Here is a 23,696-nt window from a genome sequence, read left to right as displayed (position 1 = left end):
GGAAAGATTACTGTTACTCATTTTTAAAGACAAAAATTAACTATAAGATAAAATCATCTTGAGATGATTTTATCTTATAGTTAATTTTTGTCTTATGTTTGACATAAATATAAATGAGCGATTCATGACCCCTTATTTACTAACCCCCACAGTCGGTACAATTCCACCTGATAAAATAGTTGGCCGTGATGAAGAATTGAAGAAATTGAGAACGTTGCTTATGGCCCAAAGCGTAACCATAGAAGAATTTCGACGTATGGGCAAAACGCTTCTGGTGCAGAAATTGGAATACCTCAGTATAAAACAGGATGAGCCTAACAAGGTCATTTACTTTATGCTTCAAGGGGTAAAAGATGTTACCGAACTAACGGATGTTTTACTTGACACGCTACGAAAACAAGAGAGGTTGGGCATACTTAAAGTTGGGTGGCATGGTATAAAGAATCTCTACAATACCTTCAAACCAGCGGAGGTGAAAATTAAGGAAGTTACGTTCAAGCTTCCAGAATTTAAAACCAAGTGGAAGGATGCGCTAACCGCCTGTATTAAAGATTTAGCAGCTCGCACCCGAAAGGATGGTGAAATTCTGACACTAGTGCTTGACGAATTCCCTGTGATGCTCTGGGATTGGCTGGAAAATGACAAATCACAAGATGCCATCGAACTGCTGGACTTATTCCGGAATTTACGCATTGACCTGAAGGAGCAGGGACATATCCGATTCGTAGTTTGTGGCTCAGTGGGTATGCAGGTTGTTTTAGATCGATTACGTAGGAAGCATAATTACACAGGCGAACCGTTTAACGATACGAAATCGTTTCGGTTAGAACCCATGAATGACGCAGACGCGCTGTTTTTGTGTCGATGTCTAGCTTTATCAGGGTTTACTCACTCTGGTGATATAACCATACTTCATCAGCGCATTCACCGATTCGCCGAAAACTTGCCTTTTTATATCAACACAATTTTCCAGCTTATTCAGTCGCACCATAACGGGGAGATCAACGACGATACGATCAACAAAGCTCAGGAGAGTTTGCTGAACGACCCGGATGAGGCAAAAGTATTTAACCAATTATACCAGCGAATTGGCATTTATTACGAATTACAGAAGGCCGACCGGATGCTTGAGATACTAAACCAGTTAGCTAATCAGGATGGCTTTGCATCCGAAAACGACCTGCAACAGCATATAACGACGGCAAACAAGGCACAACTTCTGGATGCATTGGAAACACTATGGAAAGAGCAATACCTGGTTCGAAAGATTGAGAGCGGGGCAAGGCACTACCAATTCAAATATAACCTCATTAAACAGTGGTGGAAACTCAACAAAGCGTAGGAAATAAAGGCATCAGTACGTTTCTGAGTTTTGGAGCGAAGAACGTTAAGCCCGACATTCTGGAAAAAATGCTGATAGGCCGCCAGAAGACGGTCAGTCTGCTGGAGCAATATGTCTGGGAGATTGCGCAGAACGGCGTAAACCATCAGGTATTTATTGTGGGGCCGCGCGGTGCGGGCAAAACACATATGCTTCGGGTGCTGTATTACCGGGTAAACGAGCTGGTGCAATCACGGGCCATTGTTGTCTCCTACTTTGCCGAGGAAGAATACGGCATTTCTGGCTACCTCGATTTCCTGATTCGCGTTATCAACGCATTCATGCGCTGGTACGATGCCGACCGGGCAGCACTGGAAACTCAACTGAACATCCTGCGCGAAACCCCCGAAAGCCGCCAGGAGTACGTAGCCGAAACCATAATCAGCGATTATATTGGCGACAAACCCCTGCTGATTTTAAGTGAGAATTTCGATTCCATTCTGGAAGCGTTAAATAAAGATGGGCAGTCGAAACTACGTGCCTGGCTTTATCGGCACAACCGGATCAGCATCATGGCGACCTCTCAGGCTACCAGCCCTGATTTGGGCCGCGAAGACCGCCCATTTTACGGTTTCTTCTCCACGATCACGCTCAAAAAACTCACCTACGAGGAGTCGCTGGAACTACTAAGAAGCCTTGCTCAGATTGAGAATAATCCGACCATGATCGAGCATTTGGCCGGAAAAGGGCAAGCACAGGTGCGGGCCATTCACGAGTTGGTGAAAGGAAACCATAGGCTTCTGGTTACGTTTTATGAGTTTCTGAAAGCGGATAGCTTAGCCGACCTCTCCGTGATTTTCATGAAGACTATGAACGATCTCAAGCCGTATTATGAGACGTTCATTCGGTTTTTGCCTGCCCAGCAGCAAAAGATTCTGTACTATCTGGCACTCGCAAAAATCCCGCAAAAAGGTACCGACATTGGCAAAAACTGCTTCATTGCCACCACATCGCTCACCAAACAGCTCAGCGAACTCCAACGCCAGCACTTGATTGACGCCCTCCCCGACCCGACGGACAAACGCAACAAACTATACGATGTATCGGAACCGCTGTTACGCATTGCCATTGAAATTGGCGAACAGCGAGAGGGTGTTACGGCTTTGTTCATTGACTTTCTGGCCTTGTATTATTCGCATGATGAGATTAAAAGCCAGAAGGCACGCTTTGAAAGTATGTATCAAAGTGAAGTTGAGCCGCAAAAAAAGCAAAAACTTTATTGGGAAGTGGAAGCTCGCGAGCGGGCGTTGAAGGTGCAAATTGATTTAGAAGTTGAACAGCTAGGATTAGTATCAATAGCCCAAAAACAAATAAACTTAGGTCTAGATTATCACAAAAAAGGTCATTATAACGAAGCAATCCATGCTTATCAGCAAGCTATTCATGTAAAAGCCAATTCCGAATGGGCTTGGCTATTTTTAGGAATTGCGTATACTGACCAAACAAACTATGATCAAGCTATTGAAGCTTTTAGACAAGCTATTGAAATAAGGCCCAGTTTAGAATCAGCTTGGAATGGCTTAGGTGCAATTTATACTAGCCAAGACAATTATATCCTTGCTATTGAAGCTTTTAAACAAGCTATTGAAATAAGGCCAGATGATGAAATGGCTTGGTACAATCTAGGAGTTGTTTATAGCGCGCAAAATAGCTATTTCCAAGCTATGGAAGCTTATGAAAAAGCGGTCGAATTAAAACCCGACTACATAAAGGCTTGGTACAACCTTGGAGTTACTTATGAGGCTCAAATCAGCTATAATGATGCAACTAGAGCATACAAAAAAGCTATAGAACTACAACCTGATTATATAAAAGCTTGGGCTAACTTAGGAATCGCTTATGGTATGCAAGATAACCAAGACAGAGCTATTGAGGCTTTACTGAAGGCAATTGATTTACAGCCTGATGACGCAAAAATTTGGTATAATCTAGGAGTTACCTATAGCAAGAAAGGCAACTACGTTCAAGCTATTAATGCTTTTAAAAATACAATTGCAATAGAACGAACCGATAAAGATTCCATTACAAATTTAGAGAAGGCAGTTACAAAACACCTACAAGCCCAAACCGCCACTGAACCCGAACTAACCGACCTGGAAATCTGGCTACAAGGCCGCGCTGGATTTGAGATTATTTCGACCTACGTTACTACCTATCGCCGGGTGGTGTTTGGCAAGGAAGAGAAAGCCCTTTATGAATTACCCAAAGAGCAACGCGAGTTTTTTGAGCGTGAAATCTTAAAAAGGCAAGTCCAGTAACGCTGGTTCTGGCGCGGGGTTTTAAGGCGCGCCAATCCATTTAACGGGGAAAATTATAGCCCGCCAGCCTCTTACCTTTGCCTATCAACGGTTTTGCGTAATGCCCTACGTATGCAGGTCAAACGGTTTCTGATTGTACTTTCTTTTCTGATTCTCCAAAACAGGAGTGGCTTCGGTCAGGGGGTATCCACCCCAGTCGATACGAGTTATATTATGACGCTGCTCAAAAAAGCAGAAGCCATTGAAATGCAACAGCCGGAAACGGCCCTCAAGGAGTATCAAAGGGCCTATGCCTTCTCCACTAAAATTGGCTATACCAAAGGCTACTTCGAGAGTATCCGGCTGACAACCTACCTGCTTGATCTACTCGGCCGCCACGAGGAATCGTACAAACTGGCTAGTGAAGGGCTGCAAAAGGCTTTGCGGGACACGTCGGAACAGTACCAAAGTATGTGCTATTTTGCGCTGGCTCAATCGGCTAAGTGGCAGGGTAAAAACAAGCAAGCCATTGAGTACTTCAAAAAAGCGGCTCCCTACAGGCTGGCCCATAAAGATCGCCGAAAGGCCGCTGTTCTTTATCAGAATCTGGGCCTTATCTACGAAACCGAAAGGCTCTTTCCGCAAGCACTGACCTACTTCGATCGGGCACTAAAGTATGATCGAATGGCGAACAGTTCGCAGCAGGATCTGGCCCTGGATTTTTTTAGTATAGCGAACGTTTATGTCAAACAAAACCAATTAAAGCCGGCGTTGGCCTACTATCATAAAGCCCGGCTGATGCTCGACTCAACGCGGGACCTTCAGCTTGTAGCGCTCATATACGGAAACATCGCCAATCTGCACAAAGAGCTGGGGCAGATTGATTCATCGCTTTACTATTACAAAAATGCCCGGCAAATTAACCGGCTGGTAAAAAATCCCCTTCAGGAACTGCATCTGTTGGCCGGACTGGCCGAAACCTATAACGAAATGAAGCGTTACGGGTTAGCCAAATCATTGCTCGACCAGGCGTACGCCATGGCCCAAAAGAACAAAGTGGGGTTATCCGAATTTCGGAATATTTACCGCGAATACGCCAATGCGAGCCTGGGTTTAGGTGATTATAAAGGGGCGATTCCCTGGTATGACAAATACATGCAGACCAAGGATTCACTTTCCAGCCTGGAAGCAAAAACGCTGCTGGAAGACTTCGAGCTTAAACTTCGTCAAGCCGAAGCCGGGCAGAAACTGGCCGAAAAACAACGGCAGATTAGCCGACTGGAACAGGCTCGTCAACGCCAGAACTTATGGAGTTTAGTAGCGGCTCTGGCTGGACTCGTAATTGTGAGTGGGTTGCTGTTCGCTTATCTGTACTCGCGCCAGCGCCAGCGTACCTCCCACAACGCCTTACTGGCTGCCGAACGCACGCACGAGCTGGCCGTTGTGCAGTCTGAGTTACAGGGGCAGCAGAAAGAACGACTACGCATCGCGAAGGAAATGCACGATGACCTGGGAGCCTCGTTGACCGCCATTGGCCTGTTGAGCGAAGTGGTTAAAACGCGAATGGGAACGGCAACCACGCCCGAAGTTGAAAAGATTTCGGCCATTTCTGCCGATATGATCACTACCATGAACGAAATCATCTGGTCGTTAAATACCAAAAATGATAGTCTCAATGGGTTAATCGCGTACACCCGGGCGTACGCCAGCGAATTTATCGACAACACCGACTTACAGCTCCAGACAGAGGTCAATGAGTCGCCCAGCGAGATTACCATACGGGGAACGGATCGCCGAAATGTATTTCTGACCGTGAAAGAAGCGCTCAATAATGTGGTCAAGCACGCCCGGGCTACACAGGTATCCCTCGTGATTCGGCCCGAAACCGGCCGGTTGCTCATTGAGGTGGGCGACAATGGGCAGGGCTTTAGCCCGAATGAACGAACCCGGTTACGGAATGGCCTGGGAAATATGCAGCACCGGATGAACGAATCGGGAGGTAGCTGCGAAATTGCATCGTCTTCGGCGGGTACGTGGGTCAAAATTTCGTTTCCGTATCCGTCCGTGTCAACGGCCAAAATACTACAAACGTAGTATGGCATGGAAATGAAAAAAGGGTCAATATTGCCGGATGAAAACCGCTATTACCGTAGCCATCGTTGAGGATAAAGAGCCGATTCGGCAGTCGCTGGCCATTTTAGTCGATGGGGCCGAGGGCTTTAGCTGCCAGGCTACGTTCGAGAATGCCGAATCGGCGCTCGACTATCTGCCGAGCCACTGTGTGGATGTGGTTCTGATGGATATTGACTTACCTGGCATGAACGGTATCGACTGTGTTCGGCAGCTAAAGGCACTTTGCCCACAAACGCAATTCATGATGTGTACCATGTACGACGAAGACGAAACCGTTTTTGATGCTCTCAAAGCCGGTGCTAACTCGTATATCCTCAAACGCAGCCCGCCCCACAAACTGCTCGAAGCGATTACTGAACTGCACGAAGGCGGTGCCCCCATGAGCAGCACCATAGCCCGAAAGATCGCGGGTTCGTTCTATATCAGTCCGGCGGCTCCCAACGAACTGGACATCCTGACGCCCCGCGAGCGCGAAATCCTCGACCGGTTATCGAAAGGACACAGTCATAAGGAAGTCGCCAACGAACTGTTTGTCAGCCCGACTACGGTGCGCAAACATATCTTCAATATTTATCAGAAGTTACAGGTACATTCTAAAATTGAAGCGGTCAATAAATACCTGGGTCGGCAGTAAAATGTGAATAACCAGCAGGCTGACGCCATTTATTTATCGCTTCCCGTTTGCCCTTCAGCTCGTTAAAATCATACAAATGCGGTATTGTTGACCCTTGAACCAGCCGGTAGTTTTGCCCCGTGATTGACGGTAATCACGCACAAAACTCTACCTGTTGTGAAAACACGATACCTTTTCCTAGTCGGAACGCGGTCCTTATCGACCGGCCAAAGAACTATATTCCAGGGCGCGATTGCTGTTTTCCTGCTTGCCATTGCCTCCATGGGCGGATTAACTTCCTGCCAGCGTGCCCCTACCGCTTATTTTGCGCCTACCTATCACCCGGCTCCCCAGCGGCTGGCAACAAGTACCCCGGCAACCAGGCCAATTCCCGATTCATTGACCACCGCTTCACTAACCAGCCTACCTGCCGTATCCACCAGGCCTATCTGGGAAGAACCGGCAGCCGCCCCCGCCGATCTGGCCATTGCCACTAACGTGCATCGCCCTACCCTTTGGCGTAGCATCAAACACCTGCTCCCCCGCAAACCTGCTCCACCCCAGTGCGATCAGATCGTCCTGCGCAATGGTGATGTGATTGAGGCAAAAGTGAAAGAAGTGGGTGTCAATGAGATTCGGTATAAGAAATGCGACCGTCAGGACGGGCCGGATTACACGATCTCTAAACGCGATGTTCTGAGTATCAAGTACTCGAATGGCGAAGTCGAACGGTTTACAGCGGGCTCGAACTCGTCCAGCACGAATTCCGGAGGAAACCGCACATCATACGACAGCCCTACAAGTCCACAGAACGATGGCCCCCGTACAGACCCCTTTGCCATTGTTGCGATATCGGCGGGCGGTTTAGCCATTTTTACGGGTTTAGGTTCGCTTTTATTAGGCGCGGCTGCCGTGGTATTTGGCGCCTTGAGCCTGTCGCGAATTCGGAAAGAACCCAACCGGTTCAAGGGCAAAGGGTTGGCAATGGCGGGTATGATTATTGGTATTGTGGCCGCAGCCGCCGTCTTATTGTACGTGTATGTACTCTAGACTTTAGCTAATCCAACGTATTTATGAAAAATCTATTGGTTGCCCTTATCCTCTTTTTAACGGTAAGTTCGTGCTTACCAGAAAAGAAATCGGATGTTGAGCCAGATCTGGCGGGAACGTACCAGATTAGTCAACTTGTTATCGGCCCTGACAGATACAATTTTCCGTTCCAGGGAGCCTCGGCAAATGCCGTCATAAGTCGTAAGAGTGATACTGAAATTGAGGTAATTGTGAATGTGATCGAAAACGGAACTACCGACCCCACTGATTATGGGACGTTTGCGATTCGAAAGACAAGCGGCAAGGATTACGATGTGCTAAATCCAACTACCAGCACTCGTCTCGGCTCCATTAACGGCACTGATTTTACCTTGGACTTTACCAGCAACGGCCAGCGGTATGCCCTGATTTCCCGAAAATAATTTTTCACTTAACTGGCATCAGTTTACTGGAACCACCAGTAGACTGATGCCAGCCTACATCATCCTGTACTTACTAGTACTCCTGCACCAGCGGATGCACCATGAACTCATCGATGACCACGTGGGCGGGGCGGCTTACGATGAATAGCATCGACTCGGCCATGTCTTCGCTTTGCAGCCAGCCTTTCGAGGTTTCGTGACCGTGGCCTTTGGCGTGGAAATGGGAGTCGACCAGACCGGAATAAACACCCGTCACTTTGATGCCGAACGACCGAACTTCTTTCCGCAATGCGCCCATGAAGGCTTCCTGAGCATACTTGCTGGCGGTGTACAACGAGCCACCGGCAAAGGTCCGCTTGGCAACGTCCGAGGCTACAATAACGATATGACCCGAACCCTGTGCTTTCAGCGTGGGCAGGGCGGCTTTGGTTAGTATAAATGTGCCTTTCACGTTGGTGGACATTAAGGCATCCCACTCGTCTACCGTGATTTCATCGACGTTTTTGAAAACGCCGTACCCTGCGTTATTGATCACTACGTCGATGCGGCCGAACTGATCCAGAGCCGTTTGCACAACAGCCGCCATATCCGATTCGCTGGCAACGTCACCGGCAACGGCAACGACTTTACCCCGCACCTGACCTTCGGTGGCGTCTGTCTCCAGTTGTTTCAAATCATCGGCGTTGCGGGCGGTAACGACTACATTGGCCCCGTGTTGAGCCAGTAGTAAGGCCGTTGCCCGGCCAATGCCGCGCGACGCCCCCGAAATAATAATGGTTTTATTTTCTACATTCATCGTGATTCAGTTGAGCCGTTTTGGCGGACCCCTGCAAAGGTCGCAAAGGTTCGGGCAAAGTTGGTAAAGAAGTCGTCCCGGTGCGACATTTACACCAGATTCCTACCAACCGACCTATGCACGAATCACTCACCGACAAGCTTAACCAGCTGGAACAAAAATTTGCCGCTATGGGGCAGGACATGACGTCTTACCTCGAAGGGCTGCTCCAGGCCGATTACCTGACCTATTGGGATTACATTCACCTCGAAACCCTGCTGTCGCTCCAGAACCCGAAAACGGCCTATCCCGACGAGCTAATTTTCGTCACCTACCACCAGATTACGGAGCTGTACTTCAAACTGATTCTCCACGAAATCGACCAGATTGCCCATGCCGAACCCTTGACGGCCGGGTTCTTTCTGGCACGTATGCAGCGCATTAACCGGTACTTCGCGCTGCTGGAAGAGTCCTTCAGCGTCATGATTACCGGGATGGAACGCGAGCAGTTTCTAAAATTCCGGATGGCATTGCTGCCGTCGAGCGGCTTTCAGTCGGTACAGTTCCGGCAAATCGAAATCGTATCGACCGATTTCCGCAACCTGCTCACCGGTGCCCCAACCGATCCGGCCTACATCTCCGATCTGTATGAATTCATTTACTGGAAACGGGGCGCTACTGAACTGGCCACGCAGAAAAAGACGCTGACCCTGCGCCAGTTCGATAAACATTACCGGGCGCAACTTGTGCGACTGGCTGAAGAGCATGAGTCCCACAACCTTTATCAACGTTATCAATCGCTGGCCAGTGCAGGTGAACATACGCCGGAACTGGTGGCGGCCCTGCGCGAGTACGACTGGCGGGTCAATGTCCGCTGGAAACTGGCGCATCTGCGCTCGGCGGTGCAGTATTTGCATAAGGAGCCGCAGGACATTCAGGCAACGGGCGGCACCAACTGGCAATCGTATTTACCTCCCCAGCAACAGCAAATCATCTTCTTCCCGGAGGTATGGACCGATGCCGAACGGGTATCCTGGGGTCAGACGGCATCATTACCCGGCTCCAACTAAGCAGACCGTTCATTTCTTACATTTTCCCCAGCGGCCACAAACTCAATTGGCGGCTTTTTTTAGGAAAATCTAAATTCAGATGGCTGTCTGGGGCGTATATTTGACCAAAAGTTTAATATCCTGATCGACACCTCGTCAGCACAGAGATGATTGAGTGGCTCCATGCTCATCGGTTTCGCGTAGCCCGTTTGCTATTTGGTCTGTTCCTGACCATCTGGGTAAATGGCGTGGTTTTTCGCCATGCGCACCGATTATCGGATGGTCGGCTGATTGTCCACGCTCACCCCTATTGGCCTTTCGGGAAGGGGCCGATTCTGCCCAATACGCACACAGCGCAGGAGATTCTGTTGCTCGATCTGGCGGCTCATCTGCCGGTTGTTGTTAGTGCGTTTTTTGCCTTTCTTTTTCTGTTGCGCAGTCAGCAGGAGTCAGTTTTCGGGTCCCGATTTCAGACGTTTCAATCCAGTCTTCGTTTCTCCTGCTTCTCGCATAGGGGCCCTCCCGTCGTTTGGTAACATCCTGATTAGCATACACCGATTTCCTGTCGGTGATTTTTGCTGTATTCCATTGGAGTACTCAACCAAACGCAACACCCTGAATGAAATCATTTTTATTACTGATTAGCCTTACGCTAACCGGCGAACTGGCGTATACACAACCCGTACCCAGTCGCATTATTCGTGGCTCCGTCACCGATGCCGACAGCCGAAAACCCATCCCGTTCGGCACCATTAACCTCGTGGGCCAGAACAAAGGGGCCATTACCGACGCCCGTGGTCAATATTCGCTGGCCATTAAAGCCGATTCAGTGCTACGCAACCTGATCATTTCCTGCGTCGGGTTTAAGTCAGATACGGTACAGATCAACCCCGGCACCAACGTATATGACGTGACGCTACTACCGATTATCAACGCCCTAAACGAGGTAGTTGTAACGGGCGTTACGCGGGGAACGCTCATGAAACAGAACCCGGTCGCTATTTTGGCCATCTCGCGCCGGGCCATTGAGAGTACCACCAGTAGCAACATCATCGACGTGCTGGTGAAAAACGCACCCGGACTAACAGCCGTAAAGACCGGCCCGAATATCTCCAAACCGTTCATTCGGGGGCTGGGTTATAACCGGGTGCTAACCCTCTACGACGGTGTTCGGCAGGAAGGCCAGCAATGGGGGGACGAGCACGGCGTGGAAGTCGACAATTACAACATCGACCGGGCCGAAGTCATCAAAGGACCAGCCAGCCTGATGTATGGTTCCGACGCGCTGGCGGGTGTTGTCAGCATGATGCCGACCTACCCAAAAGACACCGAGGGGAAGCTGAAAGTCGGTGTCGTGACCGAATACCAGTCGAACAACCGGTTGCTGGGTGAGTCGATCAGTCTGGCCTCGGGCGGATCGCGCTGGGCCTGGAACATGCGCGGGTCGATACGGGCGGCTACCAACTACCAGAACAAGGTTGATGGGCGAGTATACAACACCGGCTTTTCGGAACGAACGCTCACCTCCATGCTGGGCTACACCGGCCAGCGGGGCTATTCGCGCTTCGGCGCGTCACTCTACGACAATTTGCAGGGCATCCCCGACGGAAGCCGCGACTCGCTGACCCGACAGTTCACCCGTCAGGTGTTCGAATCGAACCGGGACGACATCAAAAATCGGCCCATCGTGCCTGCCAGCGAGCTAACGTCCTATCGGCTTAGCCCGCTGATTCAGCACATTCAGCATTACCGACTCCATACCAACAATCATTATCAGATTGGCAACGGCGAAATAGACGTGTTGCTGGCTTTTCAGCAGAATGTCCGCCGGGAATTCAACCACCCTACCAAACCCGACCAGCCGGGTTTGTATGTCCGGTTAAACACCCTGAACTACGGTGTCCGATACAATTTGCCTAACGTGGGTCGATTGGCAACAACGGTGGGCGTGAACGGCATGGCGCAGTCCAACAAGAATAAGAATGGCACCGCCTTCCCCATTCCAGACTACAAACTCTTCGATGTTGGTACGTTCGTGTTCTTAAAATATCAGGCTGACAAACTGACCCTGAGCGGTGGCCTTCGCTACGACAACCGACACCTGACCGGCGATGATTTCTACGTTCGCATCGACCCCAAAACCGGCTTCGATCAACGCGCCTTTTTGCCGGATACCGCTGGAGCCACGCTTCCGTTTCCCCGGCTAAAACAAACCTTTACGGGTATTTCCATGAGCATGGGCGTCACCTATGAATTCTCGGAAAGACTGGCCCTGAAAGCAAACATTGCCCGTGGGTACCGCGCTCCGAGCATTACAGAAATAGCCTCCAACGGCCTCGACCCCGGCGCTCGTATCGTCTACATCGGTAACCGCGACTTCAAGTCGGAATTCAGCTTACAGCAGGACATTGGCCTGACCGCGACCTTCCCCAATGTCAATTTTGGCGTGAGCGTCTTTAACAACTTCATCCAGAATTACATCTCTCTAACGCAGTTGGTGGATGCGCAGGGCGAGCCGGTCGTAATCGTACCGGGCAATAAAACGTACCAGTACCAGCAATCATCAGCCCAGCTATACGGCTTCGAAACGCAGCTAAGCCTGCATCCTACCACCTGGCGGGGCTTTAGTTTTGATAACACACTGGCGGTGGTGTACGGCTACAACCGGGGCAGCCGCTTCACGGACGCGGGCACCAATGGCGAGTACCTGCCGTTCATCCCGCCCCTGCGCGTGACCACCGGTATCAGTCAGGCACTGCCGCTGAAAGGCACGTGGCTGTCGGACCTTACCCTGAAAGCCGACATAGAGCACAACGCCCGTCAGGACCGTTTCCTCGGGCTGAACGATACCGAAACGGCCACGCCGGGCTTCACGCTTGTAAATGCCGGTGCGGATGCGCAGATACACGTTGGCAAGGACAAACCCGCGCTGCACGTCATATTCCAGGTCAACAACCTGTTCGATGTGGCGTATCAGTCGAACCTCAGCCGGTTGAAGTATTTCGAGTATTTCACCCAATCGCCCAACGGCTATCTGGGCATGTACGGCATGGGGCGGAATATCTGTTTGAAGCTGGTGATTCCGTTTAATTAGAACGCTTTCAGGTACGTAGACATACCGGCATAAAAAAACTCAACTTCCCACCCGTTAAGGCAATAAGTTGAGTTTTTTGTTAGTTACTGATTACAGACGCTAACGTTGTTCTTCAAAACGTACGTCAGAGTTCGGTCAGAATCGGCGGCTCCGGAGTTAAAGTTTTCGGTAAAAACCCCTTCGTAGTAAACACTTGCCGTGTAATTCGTATTCGGCGTCAGTCCTGTCAGCGTGCCTTTCCCATCGACAAACGTTACGCCCGCCTTGACGGACGAATTACTCCCTGCCTCCTGGTAATATACGGTTGTAGTTGGATACACTTCAATGTTCTTTCCATTTTCACAAACGGCCCTTACTGTAAAGTTGGCGTTGATTTTATTCGCAGGTGGCGTAATGGTGATCGTGCCGGCGGCACTGGCACCTCCGCTACAGGCATTTGTGAACTTTCCGGAACGACCAATTACATTACCGCTCAACGGGTCCAGAATAGCCACCTCATAGCGCTGACTGTTATCGAGTGTCAGCGCAAACTGGTCGCCCGATAGAGAACCTGTCCGCTCAAGGACCAGTGCCTGATCCTGATTACTGCCTTCATAGACAATCAAATCCGCGATATACGAATAATTAGCTGGCAGATTGGCAATCTTGAACGTTGAGCTACAGGCATCGGCAGGGCGTTCAGTCGTTAGGGCATAGCCGGAAAGATGTGTGATAGGCACATCGGCTACCAGTGAGCTTCCTTGCTGACGAACGCTTACAGTACGCTCGTACGTCCATTCGCCGGTATTCTCGTTGTAACTGTACACTTCCAGGTTATCGCTATTTTTTAGCGCCTGTTTGGTTTGCGGGTTATAAACGCCCGAAGGTACACTCATCTGCACAGTTACGGGCTGACTAAAGGTCGATACGATCTGTCCGCTGCTGTTCCTGATCTCGATCGATACGAAGCTCACCGGGGCAAACCGGCCGGTAACATTACTGGCTCCCTGGGCATTTTTAACGACGGGTGCCGACAAACCACCCGGAAAGGTTTGTAAAGCATCCTGACTTTGACCGGAATAGGCCACTACGGAAGCCGTAACATTCCCTTTCACGGGCTGGCCTTTATCATCTTTCATTACCGTATTCGCCGACAGCGAAACACTCATCGGAAGGGCCAACGCCGTTGCAGTTGCCGGAACAGTTACGTCAATAACCTTATTGGCCGTTAACGCACCTGATGTCGAAGTGGTGGCGGTGGCAGTCTGAGCGGCTACGCCCGCTGGCGTTGCACTGAGCTTCACCAAACGAATGGTAAACGGGCTGTTCAATGATTTGGTCAGGGCCAGGTTGATACTGGAAGCTACATAACCATCAGCGTTAACAACTACCCGTAGTTCAGCCGGAGCGGAAACGGTTGGCTCTGTCCCTTTTAACCCAATAAACAGATCGCCTTTCGGGGCCGTATAAGCGGTCTGCGCTTTGCCGGCAAAGGTGATTGTACGACCGGCATCTTTGCCCAGAATAGCCACTTTAACCGGAATTTGCAGTGGCTCGTTCGTTTTCGCATCCAGTACTAACCCCTGCACCTGCGTTTTGGCGGGCTGGTAGTTCAGTTTGTAAACAATCCCATCGAACGGCTTGACGTTGGCAATGTCTTTTATGGCCTGGCAGCCCATAACCATACCAAGGGTGGCCAGAAGCAGTAAACTTTTAGAGAAAGGACGTACAGACTGATATATAGCTTTTTTCATGGTATTCTTTTGAAAACTGGTGATGTACAATGTGTTTACAGCTTGTAAGAAAGGCCCAGATTCACAACAGGGTAGTATTTCAGCGGCTCAAGGTTTTTTTGAATCACCGATCCCTGGTCGGACGAGGGTTCGAGCATACCGGTCGTTCTAAACGTTACCAGGGGCGATTGCTGGTAAAAGAACCCGATATCAACCATGAATTTGAGTCGTTTTCGGGTGTAGGGATTGCCAAAACCCAGGCCAACATACGGCGCAACCTTATTGAAATTTGCCTTGCCATCCAGCGTACCGACCTCATCAATCGTGAAGACAGTATCGTTGAACTTCACGTCTTTTGTTGGTTTCCCGAAAAAAGTAACCGTATTGATATTGTAATAGGCCCCGCCCGTTAGCCGGAATCCCGACCGTTTGAAGGGATACAGATCAACCATCAAATCGGCATTCTTCAGCTTAACCGTATAATCGAAACCAATCTGTATGTCGTCCGTGTCTTTCCCGCTTTTCAACGTACCATCGTAATTGAATAGATTTGCCCCGACCCGAACGGCAACTGATCGACTGACCGAATAACCCACAGCAACCCCTCCTCCCGTAGACCCTGCTGAGAGCATTAAGGCAAAACCGGGCCTATAAAGTGGTAAGGGACGAGTTGCCTGGACAGCACCAGCGAGTGAATCTTTCTGAGCTGTGGCAACAACTGGCAATGCCAGCATAAACAAATACAAGAGGTGTTTCATAGAAAGAATTGGATCGATTGGGAAGCGTTTGGTTATATCGTGCTGTATGGTTGAGTATATAGCCACCAGCTAACTCACATTAATTAACAAGCGCCTAAAAGTTGAAATCGAAGAATGAGTTGCGCGTAATTGATCTGAGGATCAGCAGGTTTTTTCTGGCTAATCGTTTAATATGATAGAATAAATTATATGTAAATATATCTATTTTTTTATACTACTAGTTAACTACTTTTATTATATGGTAAATAAATATTATCAATAACTATGAATCTGCACCCGGAAGACAAGTACCGAATGGATTTATAAACATAAATAAAGAGATTGTGGGGCAGTTGCTTACTAAACTTTACTTCTTGAAATACCGGATCATCTCCCCGAAACCCAGGCCCATGCTCAGCCCCATGACAGCCTGAGTTAGCCGTTTTGTTTTGGTTTCGATTGTTTTTGCCTCTTCAATCCAGTTGCTGAAATACACCTGATGACCTTTGGCCAACGTCTGAAAAAAAGCTAGTGCAGCCGGGTCATCGTCCAGGCAGGCCAGCAGATCGGCGGAGAGGGGCATGGGCGAATCGTCAAATGCCAGACTCACCCGTATCGACGCACCCGCTTCTTTGCGGATACCCCGGCGCATGGTAGCATTGACAGGCATGATGAACCCTCCCTCCTGCTCCCCCGATTTCCCCATGGGCAGCAGGGCAACCAGGGCAATGGGATAATCGTCCAGACTACCTTTTACCCGGAAGGATGTTTTCTGACCGGGCTTTAGGGACTCTGTAACATCGAGCGGAATGTCGATATATGTCCAGCCGGTTTTTTCGCCTTTCTCGTCGAATTTCTGGAGGGTAGTTGTAAAAGAAGGCATAGTTCTAGGAAAAAAGCATTTTTAAAATAAAGGGTTATTAACCCTTTAATATCGTGATAGCGTCGCTTCCAGCGACGTCTTTATCTCCTGAACAAGACTGGCGGGCTCCAGCACAGTCAGGTGTTCGCCGTAGCTACGCAGGTGCATGAGCAGATCGCGGTTGGGTGCCAAACGGAGCCGCACGACGCATTCCGTCTCGGTATCGCTCAACACTTCCTGCGTCTGGTGAATTGGTTTAGCTTTCACGTATTGCCCAAACAAAGGCGAAAACGAAAGGACAATATCTTCGACCGGGCCGTGGCTGTCCGTGATGCCGTAAATGTGCTCGAACAACTCACTCACGTTGGCGAGAATGGTGGGTGGTACATCGCAGGGATCATCTAGCAGTTCGAGTTCGCTCATGCGGTCAAGCGCGAAGGTTTTCTCACGACCACTCACGGCATCGTACCCGATTACATACCAGCTATCGGCCACCTCGCGCAACAGGATCGGGTGCAGAATTCGGAGTTTGGGCCGCTCAGTTGGAACAGCCGGTGCGCTGGCTTGCTTGCGTTTCTGGGGCGTCTTTCTGTTCGTAGCTTGTACAACATCCTCGTACTTCAGATACCGAAACGCCACCTGTCGGCTTTGGTTGACCGCCCGAATCAGGATCGGAACAAACTGCCGGTTACCGCCGAGAATCTTCTCTTCCACGTACACAATCCGGCGCGAGGTGGCCTGCGCACCCCGGTCGTCGCTTCGTACCTCGTGAATAATGTCCAGACTCTGCCGCACTTTTTGAAGCGCATTGGTCAGTTCATCGGCAACGGTGGCTCCCTGGGTAGCGGCCAGCACCTCGCGGGCGTAATCGAGGGCTTCCATATCGTCCGGCGAGAGCATCAGGTTCAGGAGCCGGAATTGCGGGTTGCTGTAGTAATAGCCGTTTGCCCGTTTGTCGTATTCAATGGGCGCGTCGTGGTCTTCGCGCATTCGCTGAATGTCTTTTTCGAGCGACGAAATCGACCGGATGCCGCATTTATCCTGACACAGTTCAAACAGCCGTTGTTTGGAATACCGACGAGGGTACCGGCTGATGATCTCATCAATGAGCCGATAGCGTTGGAAAGCGGAGCGGGTTATGGGCATGTTTGTCTTGTGTAGAGACGCAATACCTTGCGTCTCATTGGTGTCAGTATAAAAACCATCCGGCGCATATCAGACGCAAGGTATTGCGTCTCTACGCAAGACAAACATGGCAAAAATATTTTTCAAATAAAAAGAAGGCCGTAAATAGATTACGTTTTGGGGGATATACTTTTGAACCGGACATTACATAGACTATATCATGACTCATACACAGCGTCCCGACTCAAACACCCCGGCTTACACGCCCCGCCCGTCGCTCTCGACCCGGCAATTAGTTGACCTCGAACTGGGTTTGTTTCTGCTTCAGCAGCTTCACCCCAGCGCGGCCCCCACGGAGCTACCGGCCTTGCTCCGGCCCGACGATGCCCGCTGGCCCAGCCTGTCGCCCAAACAGAAAAAATACCTCAACAGAGGACGGCTGCTACTGGCTCACTTTGCCAACAGTCTTCACTGGCAAACGCTCCTGGACGCTTACGCAGCTGCTCCGAATCATCGGCTGGCCTTCGACCTTAGCCGCGATTGCAGCCATTTTTCCGAGAAAACCGTTGGTTTCTCCCGCAACCGGCTCGGTGTTTTACGCAAGATGCTGGCATAATGTATAGTCAAAGGTGGTCAGGCGTAGTCAAGTATAGTCAGGAGTGGTCAGGAAGTAGTCAAGCATAGTCAGAAAATCTCAAGGGTTACTTAAAAAAACAAATGTTGACCACATCTGACCACACTTGACCATCCCTGACCCTACTTGACAACTTCCTGACAACACTTGACCATCCTTGACAGCACCTTGACAACACCTGACCAACCCTGACCACTTTCCACGATGACCATGTTAAATCAGTTGTTACAACGGGTGTGGGGGCAGTCTGCGCCAACCGCCCTCCTTCAGACCTCCCGTCCCACAACATCTACGGCCGAACCCGTTTTACCTGCGCAGCCAATCCGGCATTTGCGGACTATCAAACTCATGATGGTAACGGCCGAGAACAATAACAAATACTATGAAATGCGGGAGAAGGAAAATGGCACCTTCGAAGCACATTATGGCCGCGTGGGCGGTTTTCGGAGCAAATCGGTGCATCCAATGGCGCATTGGGAACGGAAAGTGCGCGAGAAAAAAGCGAAGGGCTACACCGACCAAACCCACCTGTTTGCCGCCACCCGGCTCGAAACAGATGCCAGTACCATTGCCAATCCGGACGTTCGGAACCTGATGGCACGACTCCTGGAATTAGCGAAACAGTCTATTTTTCAGAACTATGTCGTTACGGCTCAGGAGGTGACCCGCAAACAGGTCGAAAACGCCCAGCAACTACTCGACGAGCTAGCCGACCTTCTGGCGGTCAACATGGACACGGCAGCCTATAACGTCAAACTGCTTGAGCTGTTCAAGGTCATACCCCGTCGGATGAGTAAAGTGGGGGCGCATCTGGCGGGTGTATCACCCCAGTCGGCCGAGGAACTACAACCCCTCCGCGACCACCTCGCCGAGGAGCAATCGACCCTCGATGTGATGCGCGGTCAGGTTGAACTGGCCCCCGAATCAACCTCCGATGATCTGCCCCAGCCAACGCTGCTGGACAGCCTGAACCTGGCCATCGAGCCGGTAACCGATACGCACATCATTAAGCTAATCAAGCGCATGATGGGTTCCGACGCCCTCAAGTTTGACGCAGCGTTCAGCGTCCGCCATGCGGCCACCGATGCCGCCTTCGACGCGTATGTGGGTCAACAGAAGAATCGAAAAACCATGGCGCTCTGGCACGGAAGCCGCAGCGAGAACTGGCTGTCTATCCTGAAAACGGGGCTTCTGCTACGTCCGGCCAATGCCGTTATTACGGGCAAGATGTTCGGGTACGGCATCTACTTCGCCGACCAGTTCAGCAAATCGATCAACTACACCTCGCTGAACGGCTCTGTATGGGCCAACGGTCGGCAGTCAGAAGGGTATCTGGCTATTTATGAAGTACATGTCGGCGAGCAGCTTGAACTGACGAAACATGAACCCGGTCACATGCAACTGGATATCAACGCCCTGAAGCAACTTGGCCCGCAGTATGATTCTGTATTTGCCAGGCAGGGCGTCAGCCTGCAAAAGAACGAATTTATTGTTTACAACCCGGCGCAGTGTACGGTTCGGTACATTGTCAAAATCAAGGCTTAAGATGGAATTACAACGCAAAAAACTGGACCCGCTGGTCGTGCGGTTCACCGCCACCGCGCTTATTCTGGCCGAAGGCAGTACAACTACCCTGGCCGTGAAGAACGCCCTTCGCCAACGCGGCTACGAAGCCCGTCAGGCCGACGTATCGCAATGGCTGTTTGTGATCAGTCTGTGGGAGAACTGGACCATTGACGACAACGGCACGTATCGCGTTTTTCATTTTCCGAGGGCTGCATTCTCCTTGCAGTGATGACACTGTTTATCCTCCTTTTTCTGGCAGATGCAGGCAGGCGTTCCATTCGGTGCGGCCTGCATCTGCTTTTATTTTGGGGGAAGGTGAGTAAGAGAATGAAGCTTAAAAATAATTTCAACTATTTTTAGGAAAAAGAGAACAACGTAAAAAGGTTACGTTCTTGTAGTAGTAAATTTGATTCAACAACAGGAACAGTAAACAACTAAAACGATGAACACTCTTCTCTCCACCCCCCGTGTTACCCGCCCGGCGCTTGCCAGTCTTCTTCACTGGCAGGAGCCGCTGGCAACCCGGCTGCGCTTTCGGCATGCGCTACCCGGCATGGTAGCCAACCGACTGCTTAATGTGGAGCTGGGACTTTATTTACTAGCCGAACTGGTGCCGCTGGCTCCGCCCCAGGTGCTGCCCGATTTACTGATCGGCCACGGCGCTGTTTACCGGAACCGGCCCATCTGGTCGCCCCGGCAGCACCGGGCACTGAGCCAGGCGCGTATCCTGCTGGCTCCCTACATGGACCGCACCGCCTGGTACAACGCCCTGGCCAAATACGCCAGTCTTCCTTCCGAATTAAAAGCCTACAGCTCCCAAGGCACCCTCCGCACCGACATCAGCGGGTACCTGCTCCGCGAGCGACTGGGTATGTTTGCGAAGGCGGTGGCATGAGAGAAGAGAATTATCCAATGAAAGAGTTAGCGGGCGTTTTGGCGTCCGCTTTTTTTGTGGTGGGTGGCTTATGCTCAAAATACTTATGCCTGTCTGTATAGTTAAACCCTTCCAGACAACGCAATCAGCTATAATGTCAAAACGTTAGCTTAGCGAATCGAACAGATATCATGATGAAAACTACAACTAAACCCATCAAATCCTCGTCAGATAAAAAGCCCAAATTAAACTTAAAAGCGGCTTTGGGGAAGTACAAAAGCATTATTACCGAGAAAGATGGTTGTTGGGATGAAGACCTGAAGAAGACCATTTCTGAATAATGGACCCGTTACTAGCCATGCTATGAACAGACGTCCAAAAAGCGGGAGCGTCCGGGGTTCGTGGGTCGCTAAGTGCTGGTTGATAAACGTCAATAGGTGAAACAACTAAGGGGAGGAAATAAAACTGCTTAAAAACTATGCGTATAGAAGACTTATCTCCCCAGACAATCGACCGGATCAAGCACAATCGCTGGGACCGGATTATTGAGAAACATGAAGGCCCTGAAACGTGGGAATGGAAATTTAAAACGTACGAGCCAAACGATAGGATTTTCCAGTGGGACCCTGATTTTAACCCCGTTACCGCTCGCCCGCAGTTCATTCAAGCAGGTGCTTCTTGGATACTATTGCCAGTCGGCCGAAGCCACCATCCGAACATTACTATTCTGCATTACTTTCGAAGTGAGGACCACGCCAAACTGGTCATCTACCTCAAAGATACTACCTACGATGATAGCCTGTTCGGCGCCGGATTTGTCGCCATCGGCGATTACCAACCCGAAGGTTTTTATCTCACGACATTATACCACGAGTGGTTCATCATTGATTATGACGCCGAAGCTAAAGTGTTATTTGGTAAAGAGGAGTCATAAAGTACGACACAGTTTGCTCACCAATCAGGATATTGCTTAGGCGACCGCCCCACTTTCTCTACCACGCGAGCTTTCGTTTCAACGGCATCGGGCAAATGCCGGACGACCGTAATGTAAAATTCCCAGCGGGTGGATAAATCGAAGACGTAGAGCCATACTTGTCCTTCGTATAAATTCAACTGAGCGAGCCAAATGGTATCCGCAGGTGGATCTTCGCTCCAGTCATCTTCGGGAGAGCTATAACATTCGCCATTGAGAGGATTACGCCAGTTCAGGTAGAAATTATAGAGGTGATCGTTGTCAAATTTGACGGATTTCTGAATTAGCCCATGAAGCCCGTCGAGCGTCGATGTGGCCGGTACAGCCAGAGTACGCGACACACCATGCTCAGGCAATTCGACCCGAAGCCAGAACTCCCCCGTTGGCGGCTTCGAATTAATGGGGTATAGGCTCAGCAAATCCGGCTCACCTAACAATGTTCGGAGTGGCTCGGCAAACGTATTGATGTTAATTGACGCTTCTGGCTCAATGTCGTTGTCGCCGTCGAAGAATACAAACTGACCTGCGTTTTTATTCCAGTACCGAAATGGCCGCTCAAGCAGCAAGGTCGTCAGGCATTGATCGCCCCATGGTGAGAGTTTGAGCTGATCAATTTCCAGGCTATACTTGTCCCGCTTGGCTCGTGTTATCTCCCGCACATCGTACCAGCCAAACCAGTGTCCAGCCCGCACATAAATGTTGGCCATGGAGGAGGCAAAAACGGTGAGCGTTCGATTCCGCAAACTCCAGTCCTGTGTTAGCGTAACGGCCGCATCAACGGGATGCCGAAGCAATTGCCGAACACCCGTCCGAAACCAGTCGGCACCCTGCCCACTTCGCCCATCGCCATCGAGCACGGTCCAATCCAAATAGCACCAGGCCGTTTCGAGTAGAAAAACGTACTTCTCTTCTAAGGTCAGGCTCCGATACGCGTCAATCCGAGCCACATCCGGCATCAACGTATTGACATTACTGAACTGAATGATAAACAGCCGACTGACGGTAGCAATCTGAAATAGAAAACCCAGCAGCGGGTAATCGGCCTGACGGCTGCGGGCCGTTACGTAATGCGGAGCCTTATAATTGACCCGTTCGTTAATAGCCCATAAGTCAGCTGCTTTCAGATCGCCCGCACCCGTCAGCGGCAGGTTGGGGTTGCTTTCGAGGTAACGAACAAACGTATCGAAGTCGTCAATGAGGAGGCAGGAGGAAAAGTCGTATGGGGGTTGCATGGGTACGGTTTCTACTGGATAAAAAACGTCCAAATTTCTCCGTTAATGAACTAATAAATGTCATTCCAATAAAATTTTTGCGATTTACTAAAGGACGTAAATAGGTTACGGTTACAATACTTTGCTTTGTAGTGACTAAACTGGTCATTGCTGATGGATACCGCCGAACTTATTTTACGAGAGTTAGCTACAGGTTTAATGTCGCTTCATTCGCGGGATGAAACGATGCGACAACTATACGCCTATCCAGCTCCACTACAACGAAGCTTTGAGCGGCTCATCTTATATACTGTTAGCCATAAATTGCCTTCGCCCCAAAGTTTAATGGACATATTGTACTTATGCACAAAGCCCATGGCAGAATGGTACATGTTTGCAAATGTCTCACAAGCCACCTGGGCTGAAACTGATCGGCTAATTAACTGGGGATTGCCTACCGCTTTCTGCGAAGAACTGAGTTGTGACAATTTAAATGTTGCCGATGAACTAGAGCAGAATCAGATTTTTCTGGCTTTACGCAGACTCTGCAAGGAGCATAACTCCCAACGGGGCTATGTGGGATTTAGGCGCTTATTCATTGAGCGACCTATTATTCAGGAATTTGAGCTAGCAACTCATTTAATGAAAACCCCTCTCAACCTATTAGCAGAACCATTACGATCAGTATATGAGCCTATCCCATTGATTATGTCTTCCAATGGCTCATTTAGATTATGCCCATCCTGCGGAGTGATACTACAACGCACAATCCATAATGAAGAACATTGCGAAAGTGATACTTGTCGAGAGCTAACCAGTAAAATATCCCCCAAAGAAATACCTGCTTCTGCTTCCTGGCTCCGGCTTCGCAGGCCATTTCGACGCTACATTACGCATCCTGGATTAGCAGAAGTACGTTTAGCCAGACAGCTTGAAAAATCTAACATACAGGTTGAATTATGGCCTCATTTTGATCGCTACGATTTACGATTAACCTTACCAAGTGGTGAAGTATGGGCTGTTGACGTTAAGGATTGGTCAAATCCGAGGCTTCTGGCCAAACATCTACTTAAACCAGACTTTCCTATTGATTACGATCGATTTTACTATGTCATTCCTCAACACCGGCTTAAGTACAACCATGATTACGTCCGGGTACTAGAAGCGTATAGCCCTTATTTACAGGCTGATGGAAAAGCGCTCTCTGAACGACAATTCAGTTCTCTCATTCGTAAACATACTGCCTGA

At 49.9% G+C, this 23,696-nt stretch carries 22 protein-coding genes; 16 read left to right on the top strand and 6 right to left on the bottom strand.

Going from position 1 to position 23,696, the window contains the following annotated elements:
- The first annotated feature begins 124 nt into the window (after nt 1–124).
- From CRO74_RS13795 to CRO74_RS13770, 6 genes are all read left to right on the top strand, one after another.
- Nucleotides 125–1,342, top strand: coding sequence for an ATP-binding protein (locus CRO74_RS13795; RefSeq protein ID WP_144035916.1), 1,218 nt, complete (start codon nt 125–127; stop codon nt 1,340–1,342).
- Nucleotides 1,321–3,639 (top strand): tetratricopeptide repeat protein, encoded by a 2,319-nt coding sequence (locus CRO74_RS13790; RefSeq protein WP_097126630.1) that lies wholly within the window; start codon nt 1,321–1,323, stop codon nt 3,637–3,639. Before CRO74_RS13795 ends, CRO74_RS13790 begins: the two co-directional genes overlap by 22 nt.
- Nucleotides 3,640–3,732: 93 nt before the next feature.
- Complete coding sequence (locus CRO74_RS13785) at nt 3,733–5,712, top strand: ATP-binding protein (protein WP_245877841.1); 1,980 nt, start codon at nt 3,733–3,735, stop codon at nt 5,710–5,712.
- 37 nt (nt 5,713–5,749) lie between these two features.
- On the top strand, nt 5,750–6,385 hold the full coding sequence (locus CRO74_RS13780) for a response regulator transcription factor (RefSeq protein WP_097126628.1): 636 nt from the start codon (nt 5,750–5,752) through the stop codon (nt 6,383–6,385).
- Between the two features lie 156 nt (nt 6,386–6,541).
- Nucleotides 6,542–7,414 carry a DUF4190 domain-containing protein gene (locus tag CRO74_RS13775; RefSeq protein WP_097126627.1) on the top strand — a complete coding sequence of 291 codons (873 nt, stop codon included), beginning with the start codon at nt 6,542–6,544 and terminating at the stop codon, nt 7,412–7,414.
- A gap of 23 nt (nt 7,415–7,437) precedes the next feature.
- Nucleotides 7,438–7,836 carry a hypothetical protein gene (locus CRO74_RS13770; RefSeq protein WP_097126626.1) on the top strand — a complete coding sequence of 133 codons (399 nt, stop codon included), beginning with the start codon at nt 7,438–7,440 and terminating at the stop codon, nt 7,834–7,836.
- Between the two features lie 73 nt (nt 7,837–7,909).
- On the opposite strand, the gene CRO74_RS13765 is transcribed toward CRO74_RS13770, so the two are convergent.
- On the bottom strand, nt 7,910–8,632 hold the full coding sequence (locus tag CRO74_RS13765) for an SDR family oxidoreductase (protein ID WP_097126625.1): 723 nt from the start codon (nt 8,630–8,632) through the stop codon (nt 7,910–7,912).
- A 116-nt stretch (nt 8,633–8,748) separates the two neighbouring features.
- Between CRO74_RS13765 and CRO74_RS13760 the strand changes: the two genes are divergently transcribed.
- The 3 genes from CRO74_RS13760 to CRO74_RS13750 all read left to right on the top strand — a co-directional run bounded on the left by CRO74_RS13760 (nt 8,749) and on the right by CRO74_RS13750 (nt 12,754).
- Nucleotides 8,749–9,681, top strand: a complete 933-nt coding sequence (locus CRO74_RS13760; RefSeq protein ID WP_097126624.1) for a tryptophan 2,3-dioxygenase family protein — start codon at nt 8,749–8,751, stop codon at nt 9,679–9,681.
- A 146-nt stretch (nt 9,682–9,827) separates the two neighbouring features.
- Nucleotides 9,828–10,196: a DUF8478 family putative metalloprotein gene (locus CRO74_RS13755; protein WP_097126623.1), complete on the top strand. Its 369-nt coding sequence runs from the start codon at nt 9,828–9,830 to the stop codon at nt 10,194–10,196.
- Nucleotides 10,197–10,279: 83 nt separating this feature from the next.
- Nucleotides 10,280–12,754 carry a TonB-dependent receptor gene (locus tag CRO74_RS13750; protein ID WP_097126622.1) on the top strand — a complete coding sequence of 825 codons (2,475 nt, stop codon included), beginning with the start codon at nt 10,280–10,282 and terminating at the stop codon, nt 12,752–12,754.
- A gap of 83 nt (nt 12,755–12,837) precedes the next feature.
- Here the strand turns inward: CRO74_RS13750 and CRO74_RS13745 are convergent, their stop codons facing one another.
- The 4 genes from CRO74_RS13745 to CRO74_RS13730 all read right to left on the bottom strand — a co-directional run bounded on the left by CRO74_RS13745 (nt 12,838) and on the right by CRO74_RS13730 (nt 17,211).
- Entirely contained in the window at nt 12,838–14,487 is a 1,650-nt protein-coding gene (locus CRO74_RS13745; RefSeq protein ID WP_144035915.1) for a hypothetical protein, read from the bottom strand.
- 35 nt (nt 14,488–14,522) lie between these two features.
- The gene (locus tag CRO74_RS13740) at nt 14,523–15,224 is read right to left on the bottom strand and encodes a hypothetical protein (protein WP_097126620.1); all 702 of its coding nucleotides are present in this window, start codon (nt 15,222–15,224) and stop codon (nt 14,523–14,525) included.
- Nucleotides 15,225–15,570: 346 nt separating this feature from the next.
- Nucleotides 15,571–16,086 carry a YdeI/OmpD-associated family protein gene (locus CRO74_RS13735; RefSeq protein WP_097126619.1) on the bottom strand — a complete coding sequence of 172 codons (516 nt, stop codon included), beginning with the start codon at nt 16,084–16,086 and terminating at the stop codon, nt 15,571–15,573.
- Nucleotides 16,087–16,131: 45 nt separating this feature from the next.
- The gene (locus tag CRO74_RS13730; RefSeq protein WP_097126618.1) at nt 16,132–17,211 is read right to left on the bottom strand and encodes a helix-turn-helix transcriptional regulator; all 1,080 of its coding nucleotides are present in this window, start codon (nt 17,209–17,211) and stop codon (nt 16,132–16,134) included.
- A 199-nt stretch (nt 17,212–17,410) separates the two neighbouring features.
- Between CRO74_RS13730 and CRO74_RS13725 the strand changes: the two genes are divergently transcribed.
- The 6 genes from CRO74_RS13725 to CRO74_RS13705 all read left to right on the top strand — a co-directional run bounded on the left by CRO74_RS13725 (nt 17,411) and on the right by CRO74_RS13705 (nt 21,198).
- On the top strand, nt 17,411–17,806 hold the full coding sequence (locus CRO74_RS13725) for a pPIWI_RE_Z domain-containing protein (protein WP_097126617.1): 396 nt from the start codon (nt 17,411–17,413) through the stop codon (nt 17,804–17,806).
- Between the two features lie 222 nt (nt 17,807–18,028).
- Nucleotides 18,029–19,369, top strand: a complete 1,341-nt coding sequence (locus CRO74_RS13720; RefSeq protein ID WP_097126616.1) for an ADP-ribose polymerase — start codon at nt 18,029–18,031, stop codon at nt 19,367–19,369.
- 1 nt (nt 19,370) lies between these two features.
- Nucleotides 19,371–19,619, top strand: a complete 249-nt coding sequence (locus tag CRO74_RS13715) for a hypothetical protein (protein ID WP_097126615.1) — start codon at nt 19,371–19,373, stop codon at nt 19,617–19,619.
- 213 nt (nt 19,620–19,832) lie between these two features.
- Nucleotides 19,833–20,285, top strand: a complete 453-nt coding sequence (locus CRO74_RS13710; protein ID WP_097126614.1) for a pPIWI_RE_Z domain-containing protein — start codon at nt 19,833–19,835, stop codon at nt 20,283–20,285.
- 170 nt (nt 20,286–20,455) lie between these two features.
- Nucleotides 20,456–20,605 carry a hypothetical protein gene (locus CRO74_RS31575; protein WP_179830196.1) on the top strand — a complete coding sequence of 50 codons (150 nt, stop codon included), beginning with the start codon at nt 20,456–20,458 and terminating at the stop codon, nt 20,603–20,605.
- 137 nt (nt 20,606–20,742) lie between these two features.
- Nucleotides 20,743–21,198, top strand: a complete 456-nt coding sequence (locus CRO74_RS13705) for a hypothetical protein (protein ID WP_097126613.1) — start codon at nt 20,743–20,745, stop codon at nt 21,196–21,198.
- Between the two features lie 17 nt (nt 21,199–21,215).
- Here CRO74_RS13705 and CRO74_RS13700 read toward each other — a convergent pair whose 3' ends face one another.
- Nucleotides 21,216–22,469 carry an IS1096 element passenger TnpR family protein gene (locus CRO74_RS13700; RefSeq protein WP_097127102.1) on the bottom strand — a complete coding sequence of 418 codons (1,254 nt, stop codon included), beginning with the start codon at nt 22,467–22,469 and terminating at the stop codon, nt 21,216–21,218.
- 153 nt (nt 22,470–22,622) lie between these two features.
- Between CRO74_RS13700 and CRO74_RS13695 the strand changes: the two genes are divergently transcribed.
- A complete protein-coding gene (locus CRO74_RS13695; protein ID WP_097126612.1) occupies nt 22,623–23,696 on the top strand; it encodes a restriction endonuclease-related protein in 1,074 nt (357 codons plus the stop codon).

The organism is Spirosoma fluviale, from assembly GCF_900230225.1.
GTDB classification, from domain to species: domain Bacteria; phylum Bacteroidota; class Bacteroidia; order Cytophagales; family Spirosomataceae; genus Spirosoma; species Spirosoma fluviale.
This window is presented reverse-complemented; position numbering and strand designations above follow the sequence as displayed.

What these genes read in the sequence shown, in the direction of transcription:
- CRO74_RS13695 (WP_097126612.1), top strand. Translation starts at nt 22,623, where the DNA reads ATGGATACCGCCGAACTTATTTTACGAGAGTTAGCTACAGGTTTAATG.
- CRO74_RS13795 (WP_144035916.1), top strand. Translation starts at nt 125, where the DNA reads ATGACCCCTTATTTACTAACCCCCACAGTCGGTACAATTCCACCTGAT.
- CRO74_RS13760 (WP_097126624.1), top strand. Translation starts at nt 8,749, where the DNA reads ATGCACGAATCACTCACCGACAAGCTTAACCAGCTGGAACAAAAATTT.
- CRO74_RS13730 (WP_097126618.1), bottom strand. Translation starts at nt 17,211, where the DNA reads ATGCCCATAACCCGCTCCGCTTTCCAACGCTATCGGCTCATTGATGAG.
- CRO74_RS13705 (WP_097126613.1), top strand. Translation starts at nt 20,743, where the DNA reads ATGCGTATAGAAGACTTATCTCCCCAGACAATCGACCGGATCAAGCAC.
- CRO74_RS13745 (WP_144035915.1), bottom strand. Translation starts at nt 14,487, where the DNA reads ATGAAAAAAGCTATATATCAGTCTGTACGTCCTTTCTCTAAAAGTTTA.
- CRO74_RS13735 (WP_097126619.1), bottom strand. Translation starts at nt 16,086, where the DNA reads ATGCCTTCTTTTACAACTACCCTCCAGAAATTCGACGAGAAAGGCGAA.
- CRO74_RS13770 (WP_097126626.1), top strand. Translation starts at nt 7,438, where the DNA reads ATGAAAAATCTATTGGTTGCCCTTATCCTCTTTTTAACGGTAAGTTCG.
- CRO74_RS31575 (WP_179830196.1), top strand. Translation starts at nt 20,456, where the DNA reads ATGATGAAAACTACAACTAAACCCATCAAATCCTCGTCAGATAAAAAG.
- CRO74_RS13765 (WP_097126625.1), bottom strand. Translation starts at nt 8,632, where the DNA reads ATGAATGTAGAAAATAAAACCATTATTATTTCGGGGGCGTCGCGCGGC.
- CRO74_RS13755 (WP_097126623.1), top strand. Translation starts at nt 9,828, where the DNA reads ATGATTGAGTGGCTCCATGCTCATCGGTTTCGCGTAGCCCGTTTGCTA.
- CRO74_RS13740 (WP_097126620.1), bottom strand. Translation starts at nt 15,224, where the DNA reads ATGAAACACCTCTTGTATTTGTTTATGCTGGCATTGCCAGTTGTTGCC.
- CRO74_RS13780 (WP_097126628.1), top strand. Translation starts at nt 5,750, where the DNA reads ATGAAAACCGCTATTACCGTAGCCATCGTTGAGGATAAAGAGCCGATT.
- CRO74_RS13710 (WP_097126614.1), top strand. Translation starts at nt 19,833, where the DNA reads ATGAACACTCTTCTCTCCACCCCCCGTGTTACCCGCCCGGCGCTTGCC.
- CRO74_RS13725 (WP_097126617.1), top strand. Translation starts at nt 17,411, where the DNA reads ATGACTCATACACAGCGTCCCGACTCAAACACCCCGGCTTACACGCCC.
- CRO74_RS13720 (WP_097126616.1), top strand. Translation starts at nt 18,029, where the DNA reads ATGACCATGTTAAATCAGTTGTTACAACGGGTGTGGGGGCAGTCTGCG.
- CRO74_RS13750 (WP_097126622.1), top strand. Translation starts at nt 10,280, where the DNA reads ATGAAATCATTTTTATTACTGATTAGCCTTACGCTAACCGGCGAACTG.
- CRO74_RS13715 (WP_097126615.1), top strand. Translation starts at nt 19,371, where the DNA reads ATGGAATTACAACGCAAAAAACTGGACCCGCTGGTCGTGCGGTTCACC.
- CRO74_RS13700 (WP_097127102.1), bottom strand. Translation starts at nt 22,469, where the DNA reads ATGCAACCCCCATACGACTTTTCCTCCTGCCTCCTCATTGACGACTTC.